Origin of the sequence: Nitrosospira sp. Nsp14 (genome assembly GCF_900113575.1) — a bacterium.
Classification (GTDB): Bacteria; Pseudomonadota; Gammaproteobacteria; order Burkholderiales; family Nitrosomonadaceae; genus Nitrosospira.
The window spans coordinates 58,677-83,180 of the sequence record NZ_FOPV01000007.1 but is presented as its reverse complement, the minus strand read 5'-3'; the positions used below and the strand labels follow the sequence as shown (position 1 = coordinate 83,180).

Annotated in this window: 15 protein-coding genes and 1 pseudogene; 7 read left to right on the top strand and 9 right to left on the bottom strand. The window is 58.5% G+C overall.

Translation table 11 applies throughout. The features are described 5' to 3' along the window. Positions 1-59 precede the first annotated feature (59 nt). The 7 genes from pelG to BM022_RS06230 form a co-directional block, all read right to left on the bottom strand. Positions 60-1,430, bottom strand: coding sequence for an exopolysaccharide Pel transporter PelG (pelG, locus tag BM022_RS06260; protein WP_091137775.1), 1,371 nt, complete (start codon positions 1,428-1,430; stop codon positions 60-62). A gap of 1 nt (position 1,431) precedes the next feature. Continuing rightward, positions 1,432-3,105, bottom strand: a complete 1,674-nt coding sequence (gene pelF, locus BM022_RS06255; protein ID WP_371264300.1) for a GT4 family glycosyltransferase PelF — start codon at positions 3,103-3,105, stop codon at positions 1,432-1,434. Then, positions 3,102-4,226 (bottom strand): protein PelE, encoded by a 1,125-nt coding sequence (locus tag BM022_RS06250; protein WP_091137773.1) that lies wholly within the window; start codon positions 4,224-4,226, stop codon positions 3,102-3,104. The genes pelF and BM022_RS06250 overlap by 4 nt, the downstream gene beginning before the upstream one ends. Beyond that, positions 4,226-5,518, bottom strand: coding sequence for a protein PelD (locus BM022_RS06245; RefSeq protein ID WP_091137771.1), 1,293 nt, complete (start codon positions 5,516-5,518; stop codon positions 4,226-4,228). Before BM022_RS06245 ends, BM022_RS06250 begins: the two co-directional genes overlap by 1 nt. Then, positions 5,515-8,241 carry a tetratricopeptide repeat protein gene (locus tag BM022_RS06240; protein WP_091137769.1) on the bottom strand — a complete coding sequence of 909 codons (2,727 nt, stop codon included), beginning with the start codon at positions 8,239-8,241 and terminating at the stop codon, positions 5,515-5,517. The genes BM022_RS06245 and BM022_RS06240 overlap by 4 nt, the downstream gene beginning before the upstream one ends. After that, positions 8,231-11,035, bottom strand: a complete 2,805-nt coding sequence (locus tag BM022_RS06235; protein WP_256208993.1) for an endo alpha-1,4 polygalactosaminidase — start codon at positions 11,033-11,035, stop codon at positions 8,231-8,233. Before BM022_RS06235 ends, BM022_RS06240 begins: the two co-directional genes overlap by 11 nt. Positions 11,036-11,301: 266 nt before the next feature. Beyond that, a complete protein-coding gene (locus tag BM022_RS06230) occupies positions 11,302-12,375 on the bottom strand; it encodes a CAF17-like 4Fe-4S cluster assembly/insertion protein YgfZ (protein ID WP_091137767.1) in 1,074 nt (357 codons plus the stop codon). A gap of 92 nt (positions 12,376-12,467) precedes the next feature. Between BM022_RS06230 and BM022_RS06225 the strand changes: the two genes are divergently transcribed. Together BM022_RS06225 and BM022_RS06220 are read left to right on the top strand one after the other, a co-directional pair. Beyond that, positions 12,468-12,935 (top strand): protein YgfX, encoded by a 468-nt coding sequence (locus tag BM022_RS06225; RefSeq protein WP_091137766.1) that lies wholly within the window; start codon positions 12,468-12,470, stop codon positions 12,933-12,935. Positions 12,936-13,336: 401 nt separating this feature from the next. Beyond that, complete coding sequence (locus BM022_RS06220; RefSeq protein ID WP_143079540.1) at positions 13,337-13,642, top strand: hypothetical protein; 306 nt, start codon at positions 13,337-13,339, stop codon at positions 13,640-13,642. Between the two features lie 308 nt (positions 13,643-13,950). Here BM022_RS06220 and BM022_RS06215 read toward each other — a convergent pair whose 3' ends face one another. Next, complete coding sequence (locus tag BM022_RS06215) at positions 13,951-14,967, bottom strand: sulfate ABC transporter substrate-binding protein (RefSeq protein ID WP_091137763.1); 1,017 nt, start codon at positions 14,965-14,967, stop codon at positions 13,951-13,953. A gap of 757 nt (positions 14,968-15,724) precedes the next feature. Between BM022_RS06215 and BM022_RS06210 the strand changes: the two genes are divergently transcribed. From BM022_RS06210 to BM022_RS06190, 5 genes and pseudogenes are all read left to right on the top strand, one after another. Further along, a complete protein-coding gene (locus BM022_RS06210) occupies positions 15,725-16,660 on the top strand; it encodes a family 2A encapsulin nanocompartment shell protein (protein WP_091137761.1) in 936 nt (311 codons plus the stop codon). Between the two features lie 526 nt (positions 16,661-17,186). Next, positions 17,187-18,914: a family 2A encapsulin nanocompartment cargo protein cysteine desulfurase gene (locus tag BM022_RS06205; protein WP_091137876.1), complete on the top strand. Its 1,728-nt coding sequence runs from the start codon at positions 17,187-17,189 to the stop codon at positions 18,912-18,914. 198 nt (positions 18,915-19,112) lie between these two features. After that, positions 19,113-20,021, top strand: a pseudogene (gene epsC / locus BM022_RS06200) (serine O-acetyltransferase EpsC). 36 nt (positions 20,022-20,057) lie between these two features. Then, positions 20,058-21,017 carry a CysB family HTH-type transcriptional regulator gene (locus tag BM022_RS06195; RefSeq protein ID WP_091137760.1) on the top strand — a complete coding sequence of 320 codons (960 nt, stop codon included), beginning with the start codon at positions 20,058-20,060 and terminating at the stop codon, positions 21,015-21,017. Positions 21,018-21,198: 181 nt separating this feature from the next. Beyond that, positions 21,199-22,629, top strand: a complete 1,431-nt coding sequence (locus BM022_RS06190) for an FAD/NAD(P)-binding protein (RefSeq protein ID WP_091137758.1) — start codon at positions 21,199-21,201, stop codon at positions 22,627-22,629. 44 nt (positions 22,630-22,673) lie between these two features. On the opposite strand, the gene BM022_RS06185 is transcribed toward BM022_RS06190, so the two are convergent. Then, the gene (locus BM022_RS06185; RefSeq protein ID WP_091137757.1) at positions 22,674-24,503 is read right to left on the bottom strand and encodes an ABC transporter ATP-binding protein; all 1,830 of its coding nucleotides are present in this window, start codon (positions 24,501-24,503) and stop codon (positions 22,674-22,676) included. Position 24,504: the final 1 nt, after the last annotated feature.

The following is a 24,504-nucleotide window of genomic DNA, read 5'->3' as shown; positions in this document are numbered from 1 at the left end:
GTGATTGTTGGGTGTAGGACAACGTACTACAAACGCGCCCTTGATCTAAACTTATTCCTTTAATTCTGCAGCATGAACGTTTCGTATTCGAGACCGTTGAACTTGTGCGACAGGATAAAAAGGCCGAGAAAGGCCGAGACCGTTACCGAGGCAGCGAATCCGTAGCCGAACGTCTCTGCGCCCAACTGCAGCGTGGCGAAGGTGAACAGCAGATTAGTCAGGAAAAAGCACGCGGTAATGACCAATACCTCACGGCGGGCGTCGAGATAAAACAGCACGTTGAGTATCGCCATCAGCAGCACCTGCACGCTGACGGCGACAACATCGATGTAGAACAGATGGATGTACAGCGGAGAGATGCCAACAGCATGGAGCAGATCTCTTCCCCATAGCAGGCACAGTACCACCGTCAATCCCTGCACCTTGAAAATTTCGTAGATTCCCTGCCGTGCCGCGTACACCATGCGGTCGCGCCTGTGCTCGATGTGCATCAGGGTATCGCCTTCGCGTACCGCGCGGTAAAAACGCTCGTGCTGTTCGGCAAAATCCGCTTCCATCGTTACCAGGAACACGGCCATGCCGGGCAGAATGAACAGGTAGGCGAGAAAAATGGGGAGATCGTAAATAATGGACGCCCGCAGTGGACCAATCACTGCCTCGGAAGTGTACGGTACGAACCAGAAGATCAACTTATCCACCCATACTGCCAGGTAATAAAGCGTCCCGACCGCAAACAAGCTATAGAAACTCCGGTTTCGATCCAGAAAGTCGAATTTCAGCAACGCGCTGCCGGGGTATTCGCGCACGATGTGATGCAAAAACGAAAAAAGCAGATAGCTGTGCCCGGTCAATACGCCGAGCAACAGTCCGTTCAGTTTCCACTCCGCCGCCGCGAGTCCGACCGCGATACCCAGAAGGTAGCCTTTGGCAAGTGTCGCGACGATGCGGCGATAGGCTTTCATTCCTGACAGGAATATAAGACCGATCCACATGCCGCTCAAAACGACAAAATTGCACAGCAGCAAAAGCCGCTGGACAAATGGACCGTCGAAAAACCAGAAAATGAACGGGGCAGCCCAGGCGAAGCCACCCCCCATGATAACGATCAGCACGCCAAACAGGTTCGGCAATACCTCGGCCTTATCGTCCGCATAAGTACGATCCGCCACAAAACGCGTGAACATCAGTTGCGCGCCCCCGGTCCAGATCAACGAGGCTGCCATGAGATAAGTAACGCAAATCTGAAAAGCGTTAACCTCCCGCTGCGCCACTCCGAGCGTGACTGCGAGCACCCCGATCATCATTATGCTCAGGATGGAGAGTACCCATGGTCCCCCGCTGACCATGCCCGCATAACCATAAGCGCGTATTACCGACCAGTAACTGTCCCGTTCGAGGATCTTGCGTATTTCGAAACCGATACCTGCCATATCACGCCCCCATCCTCAAAACTGGATGCGCGGCTGCGCCCCCGGCGCTCGCCGAGAACCCCGCGGACCCGGGGATTTCCGAGGAACCCGAAGAGCCCGATGACCCGGAGGAACCTGACCCAAGCGCTTCCATGTAAAGGCTCCGGTAGGAAGAGAACATCAGCTTGTCATTGTAATAGCGGGCTACGCGGGCCAGTCCTGCCCGCTGCGCCTCGTGCCAGCGCGCCGTGTCGTCGAGCAATGCCAGCGCCGCCTCGGCGGTCACCTCCGGGTCGGCAATGGAAACGACGCTACCCGCCGCGCCGAGTGCGCTATCTTCCCCACCGCGGCCTTCGATCAACTCGCGGCAGGACCCAACGTCGGTTGCCAGGCACGGCAGGCCGCTGGCAAAAGCCTCAAGCACCACTAAAGGCAGGGCCTCGCTGATGGAGGTCAGCACCATCAGGCCCAGTTGCGGCAGAATATCGAGCACGTCCTGAAAGCCCAGGAATTTGACGTTGTCATTCAAGCCCAGGCTGGTGGCAAGCTCTTTGCATTCGATAACGTACAGAGGATCTTCATCTTCAGGGCCGACTATCCACCCTTGTATGTCCGGCCGCCGGTTGACCAGTATCCGCAACGTCCTGATGAATGTCTTGATGTCCTTAATAGGTACAACCCGCCCGACCAGTCCCAGTATCGGCGGCACTGTATCCGGGCGCCTCGCCAGAGCGGTGTGATAGCGCTCAAGACTGATGCCGTTGGTAATTACGCGGGTTCTTTCGGCGGCAGCCCCATCCGCGATCTGGCGCTGCCGGTTGCCTTCGTACAGGCTGACAATGGGCGATGCCTGCCCGTAGGCCATGCGGCCGATCTGCTCGTAAAACCTGATCCAGAGCCCCCGTATATAACCCATCTCATCGTGCAGGGTATTGCAAACATCGTCATTGTGATCGTGCAGCCAGGTCGCCTGCGCCAGATCGATTTTCCGTTCCTTGGTGTAGATCCCGTGTTCGGTCAGCACGAACGGAATGCCGCGCCGCAGCCGTATCATCGCGCCCAGCAACCCCGCATAGCCCGTTGAAATCGCATGTACCGCACGTACGGGCGGGAGCCCGGCGGCAATATTCGCCAATACGAACAGCGGCGCGTGCATGGCGCGTATAGCCCAGAAGTAATCGACAAACGACGGCTCCGTGCAGCGTTCCCGGTACTGCTGCGTGATGTACTCCCACGAAGCCTTGCTATGGAGAAAATCTTCCTGGCTGATGCCGTTGGCAGAGCCGAGCCGCGTAAACGCATCCATCATTTCGTCATCAGGGATTTCACCACCCTGACGCAAGTGCGTGTGCAGGCCGTCCATCTGCGCAAACGCGCTGCGATTGCCAGTGCGCGCACGGGGTTTGGCATGGCTGTCCTGGCGCAGCAGATAGTGCGTTTCGACATGCGTGACGTTGGCGGGGAATTGATACTGTGCCGGGCCGTACATGGATGGCTCGCTGCCAATGAAAACCACAGCGAACCTGATCTCCGGCAATGCGCTGATGATCTGATGCACCCACGACGAAACCCCGCCCCGCACATAAGGATAAGTGCCTTCCAGCAATAATGCGATATCGGCTACCGATCCCGCTTCGAATCCCGCTGCTGGTCCCGCTATCCGGGTGCGGGTTTCCATTTCTTTGGCGCTGCTCATTTGTTCCACCATGCTGTTACGAGGGCAAGATCGCGCCCCTTCTCGCCGGAACGCGCTCCCACCGATAAATAACGTCGTACTGCCTCGAATTTGCGTTCGCGAAAAGCGATTTCGGCCAGCCAGGGCGCAATTTTCTGTTCGCCCATTCCGGCGTGCCGTGCGTGCGCAAACGCCTGCTCCGCCTGGGCAATATCATCCCCTTCCAGCAAAATGCGTCCGTACAGCATCCAGCTGTCCGCATCCGCAGCTTCGGAGACTGCTGGCGTTATGGGAGCATCCCGACTCTCGGCGGCCCTTGGCGTGGCGACACGCGCAAAGGTAGCCGACCCGTTTCCGGATGCATGAGCCGCCGGCATGAGCACAACCTCGATATGGCGCCGCGCGGTTTCGAGCCAGTGTTGCCGGACCGCCCCTTGCACCAGCCGGTGATAAACCAGCTCCCAGCAGAGTGCGGCAATGGTCTTGTGGCTGTCATTACGCCGCCCCGCCGGCGTCTCCGGCAGCGCTTCAGTCAGGGCAAGGATACGGTCGGCCAGTTTTTTCTCGCTATTGTCCAGCATGGCATAGGCCAGCAAGCGTACGTCATCGACGGGGTCGCGTGTTGCCTTCGACCAAACTGCCATCGCATCGCGCGGCGCCATGTGCCGTGTTGCCATCACGGCCTTCAGGCGCTTCAATGGACGCGTGGCGAAGTGCACGATTTGACGCAGGGCGCCCTGGCTGTAGGGCGGCGCTTCATAGATGACCGGCGGTGCAAACGGCAGCTCCGGCAGCCGAACAATCCGCGCGCCTTGGAAAGCACGGCCGCGAGGCTGTTTCAACGCACTGACAATACTCCATAGCACGCCCAGCGCGCCTGCTACCGGTAAAATCCATAGCAGCACGAAAAGAAAACTGAGGGTCCTCCGCGCCGGCAGTTTGTAGCGGCGGGGCAGCAGTTGCCAGAAGCCCCATGCTAGGAAATAGGATGAAATCGAATGAAACGCTATCGCCGCCGCTATTGCCCAACCAGCGTCCCCAGCCGCTGCTCCTGGCACCGATACATCACCCGCGCTCAACCAAAGCAACCCCCCGGCAAGTGCCTCGGCAGTCAATCCCACCAATACCGGCCGGCGATACATTAGCGCGGCTCCAGACGCCGGATGGCCTGCGGATCGACGTCGCCGATGGCAAGCAACTCGCTTGTGGCCGTGGCAAGAACACCTTCCTCCCGCTGCATCCATGCTCTCGCGCCCGCGATATCGGTCAGGGGCAGCAGAATCCAGATCACCAGCTCGCCTTTATCACCGTTCTGATTGCGCCCCATGTATATCAGATCGATGCCGCGGACCGCGGAGCGCAGTTTTCCATGCAGTCGCGCAAAGCCGGCCGTGTCGCCCGTCGCCGCTGTTAACCTCAAGAGCGTGGCGTCGAGCCCGAACCGGGCGTGATCCTGGCGTACACGCTCGAACGCGGCAATAAACCGCGCGGTGGAGGAAGTGGCGGTGCCGAAACGGAGATGATCCACGCCATGCGCGGCGAGCACCTCGATAAGCTTCAGGTTGTCTTCATGAAATGCGAAAAACGGCATCGACCTCACCAGCAATATCGCGTGGACGTCTCCCGTCGAGTCGGCCAGGGGAAGTGCGACCAACAACGTGTTTTGATCTGTGGCGCGCTCGTTCACAAGGTTCACGACCGCCAGCTCACCGCTCTCAAGCGCGGCTCTCACCACTGGATCGCTTTCATCGATGGGGAAACGCTCGCCTACAGTTGCCAGTACCCTGCCGGGATCGACCCGGTCGCCACTGAGCCCGGCGATGCAAGCCTGCGTCAGCGCAGCGTACTCCGCGACGAATTCGAGCAGCCGCGCAAAGGAGGCCTGAGTCAACCCATCGATCGTTTCCAGCCCGGACTGCAAACGCATGATGCCCTCGCGCAACGAGAAGCCGCTGTTGGCGACGGTCTGCTCAAGGCGGTCATGCGACAGGCGCAGCAGCTGATAACTGCGCGTGAATTCCTCAAGTCGTTCGGCGCGATACTGATACGCACCCTCCAGCCGGTGCAGACGCCGCCCCCAAGTATCGCGGAACTCCCCCGCAACCATTCCCACCACCAACACGCCGATCGCCCACGCCAGTGGAAATCCGGACGCTGCCTGCCACTGCTGGTTGATCGCCACACCCAGCATCGCCAATATAAGCAGCGCGCTGACAAACGCGTACACGAACCCGTAGCGCAGCCCGGCCAGCAAGGGGGCGAGTACTGGCCAGGGAAATCCGCCCTCCAGCCTGAAAGGGTCCTGTTGCTCGGTAAAAAACGACGCTGCCATCACAACCGCGGTCAGCGCCAGTGTTTCGAACCATCCTCCCCAGGGAGGCACGGCCTGATTGACATCGATGACCTCGATGCCTTCCAGCCATGGTTTTTTCATAACTTCCCCGGCTCCTTGCCCGGGATCGATTTACTCTGCGATTCACGGATTTTCGCGAGCGTTTGACGGCAAATATCGAGTTCGCCATCGAGCGAGTTTGAACTGGGCGGCGCTTTTCCCCCAAGCCATTGATTCGCGCGGTCAACATCCTCGATGGACATGGGCAACAATTCGGCAGGCGCGGGTTTGTCCTGCGGCCCCTGCAGGTAGCCCGAAACCATCGCCAGTTGCGCGGAAATCAACTCGCTCTCGCCATTCTTCACCGCGTCACCAAAGCGCAGCCAGGGGGGGGATGCCAGACGCTCGCGCTGGCGCTGGAGGGCATAAAAGCGCGCGTTGTCAAGCTCGCCGCTTAAACTCCAGTGTTTTCGCACCGACTGCATCTGCTGTTGCAGTTTTTCATCATCCCCCGTCGGGCGTCGGGGCTGCGCCTCCCTCAATCCGGCAACCAGCTCGGCCAGCCGTTTGGGATATTGCACATCCTTCTGCGTAGACTGCCCCGAGGCCAGCATTTGCAACACCGCATAGCGAGCATGATTGGCGTGGGCGGGGCAGCCAGCCCATTCCATATTGTCGGCGAGCGTCAACGTCCATAGAAAATCCGTAGGCCGCGTAGCAAGAGACCGCAGGTACCAGGCCGCCGCCTGAACGGGCCTGCCCAGCGTTTGTTCGGCCGCCGCCAGGGCTTCCACCAGCGGCGGACTTACCGCCGCCGCACTTGCCGCTTGTGCGCGGTATGGTTGAACCACCGAGTCGAGCAAAAGATGATCGATCTGCTTGTCCGACAACAGCAACCAGATCATGGTCTCGGTCACTTCAGGGTCGGGACCCCGCAAGCGCAAAATTTCCTGCAATGACTCGCGGGCCGCATCCCGCTCGCCCGCTGCCATCTTGCGCATGGCGCGAAAGTACCAGTAATCGGGCGCCTGCGCCATCGCGTCGGGCCTGGACGAGCGCATCTCGTCGGCAAGCGCAAGCCACTGGTCAAGCTCCCGCCATTTTTCCCGCTTCCAGGAGAAGCGCATGAGCCGCTGCAGATCTTCGACGCGCTTTAGCCGATCCCATCCGTAGCGCGCGAACTGTTCGCTTTTTTTATCATCGCGATGTCGCGCCGCCAGACGCTGCAGATGCTCAAGTATTTCAACGTCGTCGGGACGGAAGCCTAGAATCCTCTCGTAGGCCTTGCTTGCGTAAGCATCCTTACCGAGCCGCGTAGCAACCTTTGCCAGAAAAAGCCAATATTCTTCAGCGTACGACGGATCGGGCGCATCGTAATCCCACAACAACAGGTCGAAACTCCTTTGGACGTTTCCGGCTTCCTCGAATAACCGCGCCAGCGCCAGTCTCTGCTGCCCGTTCTCCCCGTCGGGCTGGCCCTGCCGCAACGTCAGCGCGGCCTGCGGCTCGCCTTTGAGAACCAAAACATCGGCCAGCGCCTTTACGGTTGCGGGCGGATTGTTGAAGCGTTCGGCATGATTACGCAATTGTGCTTCCACGTGCGAAGGTTGCCCGACACTCAGGCCGGCCTTGACATAAGCATCGGCTTCGGCCCCGGTCAGCGTGCGGCGCAGCATGACCGTTTCAAGCAACTCCAGCAGCGCCGCATGGTCGGGCTTCGACTGGGCAAGCGCAAAGGCTCGTGTTTCCGCCTCTTCGTCCGCGCGCTGGCGCGCAAACGACAGCCATAAGGGCAGGGCCTCGTCGGGCTGGGCATTCCAGTCATAAATGCGGGCGATCAGCCGATGACGATCGCTGCCCGGTACCAGGGCTGGCCGCAGCTGCGCGGCGCGCGCGACGCTTTCGCTCACGCGCCCCATCGATACCTGCAAGCGCATGATCCGCTCGATCAGCATCAGGTTGTCGGGCGACGACCGGCTCGATTCCTCCAGCCAGGCGAGCGCATGCTCGCGATCTTCCAGCGGTTCGGCAATATTCGCGGCCAGCAACGAGAGCTCGGCATCTCCATCAACTGTCTGCTGCACTTGCACCGCAGCCTTGAGCGCTTCACGGTCGATGCCGGCTTGGAGGTAGGCACGCAAACACGATTTCGCTATTTGCCTTTTTGCGTCGCGTGCCGGTTCAAGCAGGAATGCCTGGCACAGATTCCGGGCAGCCAGACGAGGCTGCGCCGCAGCCATGCGCTGGTTGGCAGCGGAAACCAGCCAGCGCGATTTCTTTTCATTGCTTTCATCCCGCAGGGTGATCAATCGCTCAAAGGTTCCCGCCAGTACCGACGGCTCGCCGAACTGCTCCGCCAGCGCCACGACCTGATTTAATTCGCGGTCATTGCGCGCCAAGCGCATCAATGACGGTATAAGCCCGGCGATATGCGTTCGCACCGCTTCTTCCATCTCCCCGCCGGGATGCTGGTAAAGCCGCTGCAGGGACAGCTTCAGGTCCGCCAGCCGAATTTCGTAGACCAGTGCCGATTCGGATTCTGAAGCGCGCTGCAGCGGCCCTATCGCTGAAACGGCTTCATCAGTCATGCCCGCTTCCGTCAACAGTTGCACGAATGACAGGCGCAACGGAACGTTATGCGGATCCGACTGGACCAGCACCCGAAGATAGGCCACCGACAACGCATCCTTTGCCGACAGGTTGGCCGGATCCCTGAAGGCCGGCTGGCGGGGAAACAATACCCAGAACGCGATCAGAACCACCGCGCTCATGAACATTAGCGCGGGGGCGTTGAGTAGGGATTCGCGCCGTGTCTCAGCATTCAAGCCGGAATTCCCCCGAGGCACCCTTCTCGGGTACGGTAAAGACGGCATGCGAACCCTTCGATTGGTTGGTCAGCGCCCGTCCGTCCAGGCTGAGCCGGCACGAGGCGGGTACTTCAACCGTTAAAACCCCGCGCGGCTCGAACAGCAGCGTGGCTGATCCGTCCGAGTTGAGATGCCAGGATTTCAACGGGGCGCTTGCTCCTGCCAGCCGTAAAACCGGGGCTTTGCCATCCTTCCCTCCATCGTCGCCGGATGTAGCCGCGGCGGATTTGAGAACGGCGTGATTCCGCGCCAGGAAAATATAGCGGCTGGCGTGCAGGTCGAAATAGCCGATTACGTCGCCGGATATTGCAGGCGCCTTTTCGGAGACAGGAAAGCGCACGGTCCTGAGTGCGTCGCCAAAAAGCAGCCAGTTCCCGTCGAGGTCGCGCGCGATGCTCGCCGTTTGGAACGCCCGCACACGCTGGACATATTCGTGGACCCAGATCCCAAGCAAATTTTCCTCGCCTTGCTGCTTCACCACTTGATCCAGCAGTTCCGCCCCGCGCCCATGCAAAAACGCATCGGCATGAATCGATATGGACGAGACCCTCAGCCGGCGCGAAAGATCAAGCTGACCGTTCCAGTCGCTGACCTTGCCGAAATTCAGCGCTTCGCCGTACCACAACTGAGCGAACAAGGGCTCCCCGATCAAGGGGGTCAACACCTGAAGCCCCCACTCGGTGGGGCGCAGTGCGGGCGACAGATCAGCGAACGACATCGGACCACTCTGCCAGTGTAACCCGCCCCCGCCGTAGTGGGCCAAGCCAGCCTTCTGCGCCGCCGCGAGCACCGCCGGACCGGGTTTGCCATCGCCGGACCAGATCAGCAACGGCGACGACTGAGGCGCAACCGACTCCAGAAACGCGACCGTGCCGGCGGTCTCGCGGGTGATGTCCGCGGCGTAATTGTCCATGAAGACGCTGTACCGATAAGGCTGCTGGTCGGCATCCTTCTTGCCCTCGAACACGCCCCAATAAAAGGGATGGCTGTAGGTGTGGCTTGCCAGCCGAACCTGTGGCATCGCCGCGAACCGGCGTATTCTTTCGCGACGGTCGTCATCGCTCGCTTCCGCTTCGATCACCCCCAGCGTCACCGGCGCGCCATTTTTTTCGATCCACTCCCCAAGCCGGTCTATCGCCTCGACGCCTTGCTCGTCTTTGGCAAACAAGCGGTCGCCCCTGACCTCGATAATGCCCAATCGGCGTCCGTTTTCGGTCGTCATGTCGAACACCGGCTGCACCGGCAGGCGCAATGCGGCCTGAAAAAAGGAAAAGGGATCCAGCAGCCAGTCGCGGCGGCCAGATGCGCTCTCGCTGATAATATGAGGGTGCAAGGCGTAGCCTCCCCACGCGCTGACCGCGATCGGATGAAAAAGCTTGTCCCCCTCGCTTAAGGTCAGCCAGGCGTTGTTGCGGTCGCGCACTCGTACATTCGGCGTACCGCTGCCGATCACCGGCGCGTCGTTCGGGCGGCCCAGCCGGTCATTGGCCGGGCCCAGTTCAAGTGCCCCGGTCGCCGGTTCCAGGTCACCTTGATAATCGATCAGATCCCGGCATGCGACGCCAGACGGCAGATGACCCATGAATACCACCGGCAAACCTGCGTCGACCTCGGTTTTCAAACGCGCGCACACGCTCTCGTAGCGCCCGGCAGCCTCCCGGGTGTCGCCATTCAGCCAGGCAATCACGCCAGCATAGCGGCCGACGAGCGGCTCGATGGGCAGAGGGAGTTGGTCGATATACCAATAGTCTAGCGCCAGGCCAAGATGTTCCAGCGGCATGGCGGCGTGCCTGAACAATTCCTGGTCCATTTGCTGGGCAGGCGTGCCGTTTACGATCGCGAGCAGCTTGCGCGGCGCCAGACGCAAGCGGCCCTGCCCCAGCCAGGTCAGGTCGCCGTTGGCAACCCAAGGCATGAATCCGAGCTTGACGATTTGCTGAGCGGTTTTTTCCGCCTCCGCCCAGTTGCCCGGCTCGACGTAATCAAGCACGGTAATGGGCACCTTGAATTCATTTTGCGCGCGGTTCAGCTGGTTTAGGAGCCACGCCCGGTTTTCTTCCTTCGTGGGCGCATGCTTGCCTGAAACCGGATCGAAGCCGTGAAAGAGTGATTCCGCAACCATTCCGTCAGCATATTGACTGGCGCGGTCCAATACTTCGAACCCCCGATTGAGAATAAGCTTGCAACCGGGAAAGCGGCGCTTTACTTCGGCGAGCAGCGCGACCAATCCTGTCTCCTGTTGCTGGCGCGTTTTTCCTTCGCCCGTCACGATCATGTAGCTGTCCACGGTGTCGAGAAAAAAAGCGCGGTAGCCATCCTGCCACAGTCGGCCGAAATGCTGCTCCAGCAGATATTCGTGCCAGGCGGGATCGGTCATATCCATCACCAGGCTGTTCCAAGCGGGGTTTACGCCAATCGACCATTTCGTTTTGATACGCGGCATATCCTCGCTATTGCGCGCCACTTCGCCGAACGAAACGTAAGCGAACACGAGGGCATCCAGATTCAACAAGGCCGTTTTCTCATGCGGCAGAATCTGGCTCGGCTGAATCACAATCTGATCAAAATGGCGCAGATCCTCGACTGGCGGCCGGCTGCCATAATAAAAAACGATGTCACGCTGTTCCAGCCCGTCAGCCTCGCCGGCAAACACCCCCGAGGTCATGAACAGGAATGGCAGCAACAGCCAAACCACGCGGAAACGGAAAGACAACATTTCGCTGTTAAGTACCGGTTTATTATTGCTGAACATTGGACAGAGATAGAAGACACGATAGCAATCTTCTCATCGTCCCTTTTATCTGGCATGCTGCCATGCCGTATACTGGTTGAGCGTAACGAACGCGTTGCGATGCGGCTTATCAACAAACCTTTCGAGCCGCCCTTACGGGTCTGAATGACACGCTGAAACACCGATTCAGGCGACTCTGCAAAGCCACGGACAACAAGAACCACAAGACAAGCGGCTCGGCCGTAATGCCTGCCCTTGCCGCCCGTGATCAAGAATACCTTATGTTTTCATCCCGGGTCTATCGCATAAGGCAGGCGCATAATGTCCAGCGCGGGGCCATCCGTCGACTTCCAGTGGATTCGGCCGCCCTCCACGCTGCTTATCTGTATTACCGCCAATACATCAAATCCGCCGCCGGGCGAAGGCGACGCGTTGGCCACCATGCCGCTGGATTGACCTTCCATGTCGGCGCTGAACAGCTCGTCTCCCGCGGCAACGGATATTTGTTCCCCGCCTTCATTGCTATTGATATTGGCCAGATACATGCGGCGCTTGATTTTACCCAGGTACTGCGTCCGGGCGACGATTTCCTGCCCAGGGTAACATCCTTTCTGGAAACTTACCCCGCCGATCGTGTCCAGATTCACCATTTGCGGCACGAATTGCTCCTGCGTCTCTGGCAGAATGACCGGAATACCCAACCTGATATTCAGCCAATCCCAACAAGGCGCGCCTACCGGCTCTGCCTCACTTCTCAAGTCTTGCCAGACCGCGGGGGCCTGCTCAGGCGGCACGATAAGCTCAAAGCGGTCCCCTGGCAGGCTGATCACGCTGCCTTTTTCGCCATGGTTCACGCCGAGGCTAAGCGGCGGGACCTCGCCACAAACACGCTGGATAAGCGCCCGGGCGTCGTCGCCAGCCAGTCCCATGCGCACCATCGTATTGCCGGCGTCGCCGAGCCTGACTTTGGCGCGCAGCACGTACATGGATAGGCGCTTCTGTATCCCGGCGCGCAATTCACCCGGCAGCTGCATGAGGTAGCCGTCATCATAGTGCCACAGCATGAAACTCGCCAGCAACCTGCCTTTCGGATTGCAATAGCCTCCGTACGAGGCTAAGGAAGAACCGGCTGAGGAAGAACCGATTCGGCTGACGTCGCACGTCACCTGTCCTTGCAGGAACGATTGCGCATCTTCTCCCGCAAACTGAATCAGGTCGAAGTGCGAAAGATCAGTCAGGACCGTCGCCGTCGCCGTGCGGGTGCTTATAAGCTCAGCGGCCGCATTCCCGAAATGAGCGACTCGGCCATCCTCAATCAATGCGTGTTGACTCTGCAGATAGGCTTGCCAGTCGGAATTCATGCAAAAACTTGTTCGCTTGTGGAAAGTGTCAATTATAAGGGCAACACCTGAGCGGATAAACCGCAAATTGCCCGGAATGAGATAATGCGCCCATGACGGATTCCATACCTCCTCTCCTCGTCCTTCGTCTCAAATCATCTTTTCGTCTTGCATTGATGCTGAGTCTCGCGCATGGGTCGGCGACTGCCCTGCTGTGGCCGCTCACGTTGCCCTTGGTCGTTAAGCTGGCGGCCACCGCCGCGCTGGCACTTAGCCTCGCGATCTATCTGCGGCATTACGCATTGCGAAACTCGCCCGGATCGATAACAAGTTTGGCGCTGGCGGACGACATGACCTGCACGCTTGAAACACGGCGCGGCCAGCGCATTGCATGCACGCTGCTCGGCAGCAGCTTTGTCGCGCCCTACCTGACCGTGCTCGAACTGAAACCCCTGGAAACTACCAGATGGTGGCACAGACTCCATGCGCACAGCGTTGTCATTCTCCCCGACGCAGTCGATAGCGAGGAGTTCCGACGGTTGCGCGTGCTGTTGCGGTGGAAGTGGAAAGAACAGAACTGAACTGCGGCCGCGCCCTGCTCCCATCGTATCTTCAACTTGCATGTATCGGAAATCGCCGCGCACAGTTCTGATTTTGCTTCGATAGCTGAACTTCCGAACAGCTGAGCAGTCGAAACAATACCATTTTAAGAATGTGGTCATGACGTACTCATCAACAAGTATGTTTATGCATGCCTCCATTTGTGGAACGGCCGGGTTGAACCGTTGTTCCGGTTCCGGGGAGTTGTACTTCAGTCCAATAGTAAATAAGTTTCAAACCTGTAACATTGATCCCGTGGCACTACTTCCCTCCATAGTTGGTAGTACCCGGGGCCCGATAGCAGTCACCCTGCTGTCGGGCTTTTGTTTTGCCTTTGCCGGGCTGAGCGAAGGCGTTCAATTTTTTTATAAGGAATAAAGACGTGCGAACGATGGTCATCATTGCAATAATCAGCTTAACCATAGGACTCATTCTCGAGAAAGAACAGGCGTTTTACGAAGATCAGCGGGTCGCGAGCGTCGACGTCACCGTCCCCGCCTCCCAGACGTTAGCGGAGGAAGTGGGCGAACAGGCTGAAAACCTCGTTCAGGCCCCCGGGCATTCCGCGCATGAATTGGCAATAGTCGCTGAGCTTGGAAGCCTTCTGCTTCTCGCCGTCGCGTTGTTTGGCCATGTAATGCCCCCCAAGCGCAGCACCAGGGCAGCACGCACGGATCGTATTACCTAAATTACGATCAGCGGTAACAAGCCCCCGAATAACCCGCGTAACAGCGGGTTTTTGTTGTCGCCCTCAGCACTTTTATTGGGACTTGTTCCGAGCCCCAACGCCGATTCCCTCGCAAGCGCGTGGGAGCCTGGAAATTACAAAACCAGCCGAGAAAAGGAGGAGTTTGACTATGGGGTTATCCCGGCAACAATGCGAATAAACCCGCATAGACCAGACTCTCGCACGCTTTCTCCCGCCCTCTCCACCCGGCGCAAGCCGCACCGCGGCTGTTGGGTCCTTGGCCCTGGGTCCTGGAACCCGGATCCCGCTTAGTTCAGTTGAATCTGCGCGAGAAGACCATCCTCGCCAAAGTGCAATTTTTCAGCCTGCTTCCACCCCCCAAAAACCTCGTCGATCGTAAACAGCTCGAGCGGCGGAAACTGTCCGGCGTACTTGGCACGCGCCCACGCATCTGTGGGGCGATAATAATTCCTGCCGATAATGTCCTGGGCCTGGGGCGTGTATAGATACTCGGTATAAGCAAGCGCTACGTCGCGCGGACCGTTTATATCAGCTGCCGCATCCACCACGCTGATTACAGGCTCGACCAGGACAGAAGCCGATGGCGTGACAATTTCGAACCTGTCCGCTGCGCTCTTGCCGGCTTGACCGACAAGCCGGTGCGCTTCACTTTCCCAAACCAGCAGCACATCGCCGACATTTCCCTCTATGAAGTCACCCGCGGCCGATGACTGAACGTTGCTGAACAGTTTCCTGACAAAGTCGAGCGCGACGCGCTCGGTGCTCCCGGGTTGTCTCGCGGCATATCCCCATGCCGCCAGGTAATTCCATCGACCGCTTTCCGAGCGGCGCGGATCCGGCGTTACCACGCCCAGGCCCGGACGCAGAAGATCGTCCCAGTCAAAAACCTCTTTGGGGTTTCCCCTGCGCACCAGGAATACGATTGTCGATGTAAAGGGGAACCCAGACCGGGCGGCTTCGGGAGCCGGTTGAGGTGCAACGGGATCCCAGACTGGAGCAATAAAACGGTTTTTTTCGCGCAACTTGTCCCGATCATAGTACAGGGCAAGCGTCGCGACACCCAGACCGTCGTGCACGGCGCGGATCGGCGTGCCGGATTTGTTCTGAGCCTGCCGGACGCTGATATCCATGCCTGTGCGGGCTTTCCAGCGGGTGGCAAACCCATCGTTCAAATCTGCAAGCAATGTCGCGACAGGGCTCTCGTGAGAATTATCGGAGAATGTTTGCAGCGCCGCATATGCGGCGCCGAGGCTGACCGCGGATATCACCAAGGCAATAGCGATACGGGATTTAACAAACGGCATGATATTTTCCTCCAATGCTGATAATCAGGAGAGAAATCTATCATCCCTCTTTTCGTAATCAAACCAAATAAAAATGAATAGCTTATCAGAGAAGCCATGATAAAACCCTGATGCTACAGGGGATACAAGCGGATACAAGGGAATTCGGGGAGGAAGCCGGGCTGCTGCCCGGCGAGGCCATTCGCGCCTCGTTATCTGAAAAAGAGATAAGCAAATGAAATGATATTGGTTCCCTCTGTAAACCACCGCTGATAATTTTGACCTCGGGGCATTTCTCTCCATGTTTTACCGTATGGCGCTGGCGATCGGCTGGCGCCTTTTCTTCATCCGGGATTGCTGAACGCCATTGCAATCTCATGCATTAGATAATTAAAGCCGGTTGCCGCTGGGCCCGGAATAAAACCTTATCGGGAGACGGCGCTGGGATGGCTCCGCTTAGAACGATTCGTACCCATTGGCGTCCTTCGGGCAGGTTGGCACTCGTCAGGCATGATATTTCCCTGCTTTTTATTTTGATGGCTCCTTCCGTTCGCTAAAAACTTAATTCCATGCTGCTTTGGCATTCAATTTTTTTATTTGTTTAACAATACATTACCCAAAATTTACTCATCTCATCCAAACAAATTTATATAAGCTTATAATAAAATCTGCTATAAACAATGCGGCATCAGCTCTTCCGTCCTAGCTCTAAGGTGTTAATCATCAACACTCGTTTACCACTCGATGGTCCTAATTAACTCAACAGGGGAGAAAAGAAATGGCAGATATTCATCAGGGACATTCCGCGCTGGGAGACGTGGCTGCGCGAACGCTGGCCAATGCTACCAAAACCGTTCCTCAGTTGCGGCTCATTACCCCGCGCTGGCTTACCCATATGCTTAATTGGGTGCCGGTTGAAGCCGGTATCTACCGGGTCAATAAGGTAAAGGACCCCAACAAGATAAACGTGGATTGTTCTCAGAGAGAGGAAGAACGCGAATTCAATACCACTTTCGTGGATTACGAGGAGTGGGGGCGGGAGTACTACCTGAGCGCGGTCAATACCGTGGTGGACATTCACACCCGCGTTTCCGACCTGTACAGCAGTCCCCACAACCAGATTCACGAACAGGTCCGCTTGGCCATCGAGATCGTCAAGGAGCGGCAGGAACGTGAGCTTCTCAATAACGAGGAGTATGGGCTGCTCAGGAATGTGGATAACAGCATGAAGATAACCGCACGCATTGGCCCGCCCACGCCCGACGATATGGATGAACTGATTGCCCGCGTGTGGAAAGAACCGGCCTTCTTCCTGGCGCACCCTGCCGCTATTGCCGCGTTTGGGCGCGAATGCACGCGCCGTGGCGTCCCGCCGCCCACCGTTTCGCTTTTCGGCTCTCAGTTTCTTACCTGGCGCGGATTTCCAATCATTCCTACCGACAAGATCGATGTGTCCGAGGGTAAGACCGCCATCCTGCTGCTACGCACGGGGGAAAGCCGCCAGGGCGTGGTCGGGCTATATCAGCCAGGACTGACGGGAGAACAGGGCATGGGCCTGTCGGTGCGCTTCATGGGCATCAACCACAAGGCCATTTCGTCGTACCTGATTTCGCTCTATTGCTCGCTTGCGGTTCTCACCGAAGATGCCGTCGGAATGATCGAAGATGTCGAGGTTGGCAAATATCATGACTACAAGCATGAATACGCCAAGTAACCCGTTGGCGATGGGCGTATTGGACGGAGCACCGAGGACTCTTCCCGACGTCGGAGAGCTGACGCGCCTTGCCAACGAATTCTATTCGACCCCTCCCGGATACTCCACGCCGGCAGGAGCCCGCGTCACCGGGAAACCGTCCAGCGGCGCACAAGTGCCGCCAACCGGCATAGGTGAGTCCGCGCCCTGGTCTCCCTGGTCTTCGGGCGCTTCCTCTGCATTCGGAACGTCACACAACGTCGTTCCCGGCTCTGCGACTGCGGCGCCCCTGCCCCCGTCTTTTGTGGACAATCGTCCTGCAGGGATACCCTCCGAGGTTCCCGGGCCGGATGCTTTCGCCACTTATCCGTGGACCAACGCGGCTCACCCCATCGCTCCACAGGGGCCATACGACGTGCCCCCGTCCGCTTCCGCCACGCCGTTCTCGCGAACACCCGCACCCACTCCGGTTGCTCCGAAGGGGCCCTACGGCGTTCCACCGTCGGCTGCAGCTGCGCCCGTCCCACGAACGCATGCAGCATCCGCGATTGCTCCCGAGGGGCCCTACCATGTGTCCCCTTCCGCTTCCGCCACGCCATTCTCGCGAACGCCTGCACCGTCACCCCTTGCTCCGCAGGGGCCATACGGCGTGCCGCCCTCCGCTGCGGCCGGGCCAAACCCGAGTTCCGCGCCATTCGCTGCGCAGGGGCTGGGATCGCATTACGCCATTCCGTATGTAGGCGCCGCTGCGCAGGCCATGAACCTGCCCCAACTGCCCGCGCCCGCGTTTGGGGCAGACGTTCCGTTTGCGGACCCCGGCATGTTTACTCGATTTCCGGGCGTGCCTTCCGTCCTTCCGTCCTACGATATTCCTGATATCAATACCGGCGGGTCGGCTCGTACGGGCGCTCTGCCCGTTCCTGGAGCCGGCGTTCCTGGCGTCGGTGAACCGTCGTTCTATTTCCTCGATGGGGCAACTCCGTTCGCTCCGTTTGGTAATGGGGCGCGGACATCGGCGATACCGGGGATGCACGCATTGGGGGCGCATCCCCCGTTTGACGCCCATGCCGTGCGGCGCGACTTCCCGATTCTGAACGAGCGGGTAAACGGGCGCCCGCTGATCTGGCTGGACAACGCCGCCACCACACAAAAGCCCCAGTCCGTCATCGATCGCCTGACGTACTTCTACCAGCACGAAAACTCCAATATTCATCGTGCCGCGCATGAACTGGCCGCGCGGGCCACCGATGCGTATGAGGGCGCACGAGAAAAAGTGCGTCGCTTTCTCAACGCGCCATCGGCCGACGAGATCGTTTTTGTCCGGGGAACGACGGAGGCGATCAACCTCGTCGCCCAAAGCTGGGGCCGGCAGAACGTCAGAGAGGGGGACGAAGTCGTCATTACCTGGCTGGAACACCACGCCAATATTGTGCCCTGGCAGCAGTTGTGCAACGAGGCGGGGGCGAAACTGCGCGTGGCGCCGGTGGACGACGACGGGCAGATATTGCTGGACGAATATCAGAAGCTGCTCGGTTCGCGGACCAAGCTCGTGGCCTTCTCGCAGGTTTCAAACGCCCTCGGTACCGTAACCCCGGCCCGCCAGATGATCGAGATGGCACACCGGGTCGGCGCGCGCGTGCTGGTGGATGGGGCGCAGTCCGTTTCGCACATGCGTGTGGACATGCAACAGCTCGATTGCGACTGGTTTGTTTTCTCCGGTCACAAAGTGTTCGGTCCGACCGGTATCGGCGCGCTGTTTGGTAAAAGCGACCTGCTCAATAGCTCTCCCCCGTGGCAAGGCGGCGGCAACATGATCCAGAACGTCACCTTCGAGAAGACGGAATACCATGAGGCGCCCGCGCGTTTCGAGGCGGGGACGGGAAACATCGGCGATGCGGTGGGACTCGGTGCTGCGATCGATTATGTGGAACGGATCGGCATCGACAACATCAACCGCTACGAGCACGAACTGATGGCCTATGCAACACGCGGCCTCAGTTCTGTTCCAGGGCTACGGCTCATTGGTACCGCGGCGGACAAGGCAGGGGTGCTGTCCTTCGCCTTTAAAGGCTTCACGACCGAAGAAGTCGGCAGCGGATTGAACGATGCGGGAATCGCGGTGCGCGCCGGGCATCACTGCGCGCAACCGATCCTGCGCCGTTTTGATCTTGAAACTACGGTACGTCCATCACTGGCAATGTACAACACCTTAGGGGATGTCGATACCCTGGTGACGACATTGCATCGCATGCGCGGTGGACGTAGTATTTTCTAACGCAGGGGGTGAAATGCAAGGAGGCTCGATCAATCGCTGCGTGAGTCTGCCGGATCCCGGGAGCAAGCTAGGCCGGGTTCCGGTCCTTCACGCAGCGTGCGACCGCGAGGCGCAGTCCCTATGACCTGCCTCGCTCCCTCCCTTGTGTAGCGCCCGCAACTTTCCCTAAAGTAAAATAATGAACATCCGTTAACACGCATGTACGGCGGTATTGATGATATTGTCGCCGAGCTGCGGGCGCTGCGTGTCGCATCGCTGGAATACAGGCAGCGGCGTGACGTACCGCCCAAGCTGCCGTCGCGCAAGGCCCTCGCCACGATTGTCGAAGGATTGAGCGCGGCGCTGTTCCCAAACCGTCTGGGCCTGCCTCATCTCACCGATGAAGGCATCGACTATTACGTCGGCCATCTGCTGGATGTTACCCTGCGCGAATTGCTACCGCAGGTGAGCCGCGAGCTGCGCTTTACCCTGTCCCGGGAAGACCTCGATCAGGCGGAGCAGGAACGGGCGGCTGGCATTGTTCAGGCGTTTGCAAAACGGCTACCGTACATTCGCGGCTTGCTGGATAGCGATATTCACGCAGCCTACGAAGGAGATCCGGCCGCGAGGAGTATCGACGAGGTGCTTGTCTGCTATCCTGGCATTACCGCCATTGCGCATTACCGGCTCTCCCATGAACTGCATTGTCTGGGGACGCCACTCATCGCGCGTATGATTTCGGAGATCGCCCACTCCCTCACGGGTATCGAGATTCATCCCGGCGCCCGGATCGGCGGCAGTTTTTTCATTGATCACGGCACCGGAGTCGTCATTGGCGAAACGGCTATCATCGGCCAGCACGTGCGTTTGTACTAAGCGGTCACGCTGGGGGCGAAGCGCTTTCCGGTGGATGAGCACGGCGCGCTGGTGAAAGGCAATGTTCGCCACCCCATCGTGGAGGATGATGTCGTCATCTACGCCGGTGCCACCATCCTGGGCCGCATCACGATCGGACGCGGCTCGACAATCGGCGGCAACGTCTGGCTCACGCGCAGCGTACCCCCCGGCAGCACTGTTTCACAGGCACAGGCGCGTCACGAAGTGTTTGAAGGCGGCGCCGGCATCTAACCCTTTGTTCGATACCACTCTTGCAGAATAATAAATATGAATTTTCAGCAGCTGCGCATCATCCGGGAAACGGTCCGGCAGAACTTCAACCTCACCGACGCGGCAAACGCCCTGTTCACCTCCCAATCCGGCGTAAGCAAGCACATAAAGGACCTCGAAGACGAGCTGGGCGTCGAATTGTTCGTACGCAAGGGCAAGCGGCTGCTGGGGTTGACCGATCCCGGCAAGGAGCTGGTGGAGGTCGTGGAGCGCATATTGCTGGATGTAAAAAACGTGAAGCGGCTGGCTGAGCAGTTCAGCAAGCGGGACCAGGGCCGCTTGATCATCGCTACCACGCATACGCAGGCTCGCTATGCGCTGCCCTCAGTGGTGACCCAGTTCAAGAAGGCATTCCCGCAGGTTCATCTGGTCCTGCATCAATCCAGTCCCGGCGAAATCGTTTCGATGCTGCTCGACGGCATCGCCGATATTGGCATTGCGACCGAGGCGCTGGAGAGCGTGACGGAACTGGCATCTTTTCCCTACTACTCTTGGCATCATGCCGTCATCGTTCCGCCCGGGCATCCGTTGGAGTCCGTGCGTCCGCTTACGCTCGAAGCGATTGCCGAGTTTCCCATCATCACCTATCACGAAGGCTTTACCGGCCGTTCAGGGATCGATGAAACATTTGCCAAGGCAGGTCTGATACTCGATATCGCCATGTCGGCACTCGATGCGGATGTCATCAAAACCTACGTCGAACTCGGTATGGGCGTGGGCATTGTCGCCTCAATGGCATTCAACCCGGCGCGCGATACACGACTCCATCTACTCGATAGTTCGCATCTCTTTCAGATGAATACAACCAATATTTCCGTCCGGCGTGGACACTACCTACGCGGGTACGCCTACCGCTTCATTGAGCTTTGCCTGCCCTCGCTGACTGAAGAGGCAATTCGTTTAGGGGTCAAGCCTGAGGCGGATGTGGAACTCGACAATGGAGCGGCGGCAAGTTGACACCACAGGTTCATCCCCCGGTTTATTACCCGGACTATTTAGTCAGCCAACGCATGTGCATGCGGCTTTTCCCTCGCTGCCGCTTTGAAGCTACCTGATCCGGGCACCCGCGCTCCTTACCTCTTACCCCTTACTGTTACCTTTTCCCTTTTACCTACTACCTTTTGGCAACGAGTGCCTGATGAGTGATAACTCCTCTTCGCCAACAAAAATAATTGCCATAGTTGGCGCCGGTTTCTCCGGCGCGCTGACTGCTGTCAACCTCCTCCGTCAGAATCCGGGGGACGCGCTCCGCATCATTCTCGTTGATCGCGGCACCAGGCCGGGGCGGGGGCTTGCTTACGGTACCTGGGACGATAATTTTTTATTGAACGTCCCTGCCGGCAATATGAGCGCGCTGGCGGACGACCCCGGCCATTTTGTCCGGTTTTGCCAGCATATCGATCCGGCTTTCAACTCTGCGACCTTTGCGTCGAGACGGCTTTACGGCGACTACCTGGAACTTACCCTGCGGCAGGAGGCGGAACGAAACCGCGGAACGTCGTTGGAGAAGGTCCATGGCGAAGCAATCGCTGTTCGACAGCAACCTGGCGATAACGCTTATCAAATCGATCTTGCGAATGGACGGAGCATCCGCGCCCACCAGGTTGTTCTCGCACTCGGCCATTTTCCTCCGCTGAATCCCGCTCCCATTGCCGGCCTACATAAAACAAGCGCCTATATCGGCAATCCGTGGGATTCCGCGGCGCTGGAGCGCAGCTATGGCGAGGCCCCGATAGCGCTTCTGGGGATGGGATTAACAGCCCTCGATGTGCTGTTCCGGCTCACCAGCATTAGCGATACCCCAAAAATTTATCTGGTTTCCCGGCACGGGCTTTTTCCACAGCCCCATCGTTTCAACCCAAAACCGCCGGCCGCAGCAGGTTTTCCACCTTTTCTCGAGAATTTGCCCCCCACCGTGCGGGCCTATTCTCGCGCGCTGCGTTCGGAAATCAGGAAAAATGCTACGCGCGGCGGCGACTGGCGCGACATTATCAACCTTCTCCGCCCCTATACGCCGCAAATATGGAGGCAGTTCCCGCTGGAAGAGCGGAAAAGATTTCTTTCTCGCGCTGTCGCTTACTGGGATATTCATCGTCATCGGCTCGCGCCGTCCGCTCATTTGCGCCTGAGCAGCATGATCGAATCGGGCCAGGTGGAAGCGGTAGCCGGTTACATCCAGGGTTGCGTGGTGAATGGCAGTAATTTATCGATCAAGATACGGGAACGCCATACCGGTCATCTCCGCGAGTTGAACATAAGCCGGGTGGTCAATTGCACTGGGCCGAATTGCGATATCAGCAAGGTGACCGTACCGTTGGTGGTTCAGTTGCGGGACGAAGGATACCTGCAACAGGATCCGACCAGGATTGGATTCGAAGTAAATGACGATTACCAAGTGATCAACCGCCAGGGCCGTCCGGCAGAAAACCTTTTCTATATCGGACCCATGCTGAAGGCCCGCTTCTGGGAGGCGATCGCCGTTCCCGAACTGCGGGTCCATGCCCGGCGTCTGGCAGAACGGCTGACTAGCGACCGCCCAGAAAAACAAGAAGGAACCGCTCCGCGATAGCGACGCAATGCCCGATCAACCCCCTTTCATTTGGACGCAACCTGCTACGCTTCTTCGCCCAGAAAACCGCCGCTCTGGTGGCTCCACAGGCGAGCATAGAGACCGCCGCGCTCGATGAGCGCCTGATGGCTCCCTTCCTCCGCCACCCTCCCCTTATCCATCACGACCAGACGATCCATCGCCGCAATTGTCGACAGGCGGTGTGCAATAGCAATGACGGTCTTGCCTTCCATCAATCGGTATAAACTCGACTGGATAACCGACTCCACTTCCGAGTCCAGGGCGCTGGTGGCTTCGTCCAACAGGAGAATAGGCGCATCTTTGAGCATGACGCGCGCGATTGCAATCCGTTGCCGCTGGCCACCGGAAAGCTTCACCCCGCGCTCCCCGACATGCGCATCATAGCCGGCGCGTCCCGCGGGATCAGTCAGGCTCATAATGAAGTCGTCGGCTTCGGCTCTTTTTGCAGCGGCTATCATATCCGCGTCCGTCGCGTCCGGCCTACCGTATAGAATATTCTCCCGCACCGAGCGATGCAGAAGGGAGGTATCCTGCGTGACCATCCCGATATTGGCACGCAAGCTATTCTGGGTGACGTGCTTGATATCCTGCCCATCGATCAGTATGCGCCCCTGCTCGATGTCATAAAACCTCAGCAGCAGATTGACTAGCGTGGACTTGCCCGCCCCCGACCGCCCAACTAGCCCGATTTTCTCGCCCGGCCTGACATGGAGCAAAAGATGATCGATGACCGGCTTCGTCCCACCATAACAGAACAGTACGTCCTCGAAGCGGATATCCGCCTTGCGGATCTGAAGAGGTTTTGCGTCGGCAACATCCGTCACCACGTGCGGACGCGATAGCGTTTCGATCCCATCCCGCACCGTGCCTACCTGTTCAAATAACGATGCCATCTCCCACATTACCCAGTGGGACATTCCGTTGAGTCGCAGCGCCATCGCGCCTGCCGCCGCAACCGCCCCCACGCCTATCGCGTTTTCGGTCCACAACATCAGCGCGACCCATGTCGTGCTGATGATCAGAAGCGCTCCCATGGTTTGATTGACGATTTCAAAGCTGGTCACCAATTGCATCTGCTTGTATACGGTCTTTAGAAAATCCTGCATCGCCGATCTTGCATAACCTGCTTCCCTGCCAGCATGCGAAAACAGCTTTACGGTGGCGATATTGGTGTAGGCGTCGCTGATGCGCCCCGTCATGAGGGCGCGCGCATCGGCCTGGGATTGGGAGACGCGGCTCAGCCGCGGCACGAAAAACCGCAATGCGGCGGCATAAAGGACAAACCACGCGATAAAAGGCAGGGACAGCCAGCCGCTAAAATTACCGACCACCAAAACCAGGGTGAAAAAATAGATCGTCACATACACCAGGATGTCGCCGAGGATGAAGCAAACATCCCGCAGTGCCAGCGCAGTTTGCATGACTTTGGCAGCCACACGGCCGGCGAATTCATCCTGATAAAAATTCATGCTCTGGTTAAGCATCAGGCGATGGAAGTTCCATCGCAGCCGCATCGGAAAGTTGCCGCCTAGCACCTGGTGCTTGAAAAGGTTCTGCAAGCCCACCAAAACCGGGCTCACCGCCAATAACCCGGCGAACAGAAGCAGCGTCGACTGCTCCTGCTCCCATAATAGCGCGGGCGGTATGCGGCTTAGCCAATCCACGATTTTTCCCAGAATGGCGAAGAATAATGCCTCGAAAGCGCCTATCGCCGCAGTGAGCAAGGTCATCGCGACCAGATAGCGCCGCACGCCGCTGGTGGCTTCCCATACGAATACCAAAAATCCTTTCGGGGGTACCGTTTCCTCGATATCGGGATAGGGGTAAAGCTTTTTCTCGAAGTAATTAAACATC

Coding starts and splice junctions, on each gene's coding strand:
- pelG (WP_091137775.1), bottom strand. CDS start 1,430: ATGGCAGGTATCGGTTTCGAAATACGCAAGATCCTCGAACGGGACAGT.
- pelF (WP_371264300.1), bottom strand. CDS start 3,105: ATGAGCAGCGCCAAAGAAATGGAAACCCGCACCCGGATAGCGGGACCA.
- BM022_RS06250 (WP_091137773.1), bottom strand. CDS start 4,226: ATGTATCGCCGGCCGGTATTGGTGGGATTGACTGCCGAGGCACTTGCC.
- BM022_RS06245 (WP_091137771.1), bottom strand. CDS start 5,518: ATGAAAAAACCATGGCTGGAAGGCATCGAGGTCATCGATGTCAATCAG.
- BM022_RS06235 (WP_256208993.1), bottom strand. CDS start 11,035: ATGTTCAGCAATAATAAACCGGTACTTAACAGCGAAATGTTGTCTTTC.
- BM022_RS06230 (WP_091137767.1), bottom strand. CDS start 12,375: ATGAATTCCGACTGGCAAGCCTATCTGCAGAGTCAACACGCATTGATT.
- BM022_RS06225 (WP_091137766.1), top strand. CDS start 12,468: ATGACGGATTCCATACCTCCTCTCCTCGTCCTTCGTCTCAAATCATCT.
- BM022_RS06215 (WP_091137763.1), bottom strand. CDS start 14,967: ATGCCGTTTGTTAAATCCCGTATCGCTATTGCCTTGGTGATATCCGCG.
- BM022_RS06210 (WP_091137761.1), top strand. CDS start 15,725: ATGGCAGATATTCATCAGGGACATTCCGCGCTGGGAGACGTGGCTGCG.
- BM022_RS06195 (WP_091137760.1), top strand. CDS start 20,058: ATGAATTTTCAGCAGCTGCGCATCATCCGGGAAACGGTCCGGCAGAAC.
- BM022_RS06190 (WP_091137758.1), top strand. CDS start 21,199: ATGAGTGATAACTCCTCTTCGCCAACAAAAATAATTGCCATAGTTGGC.
- BM022_RS06185 (WP_091137757.1), bottom strand. CDS start 24,503: ATGTTTAATTACTTCGAGAAAAAGCTTTACCCCTATCCCGATATCGAG.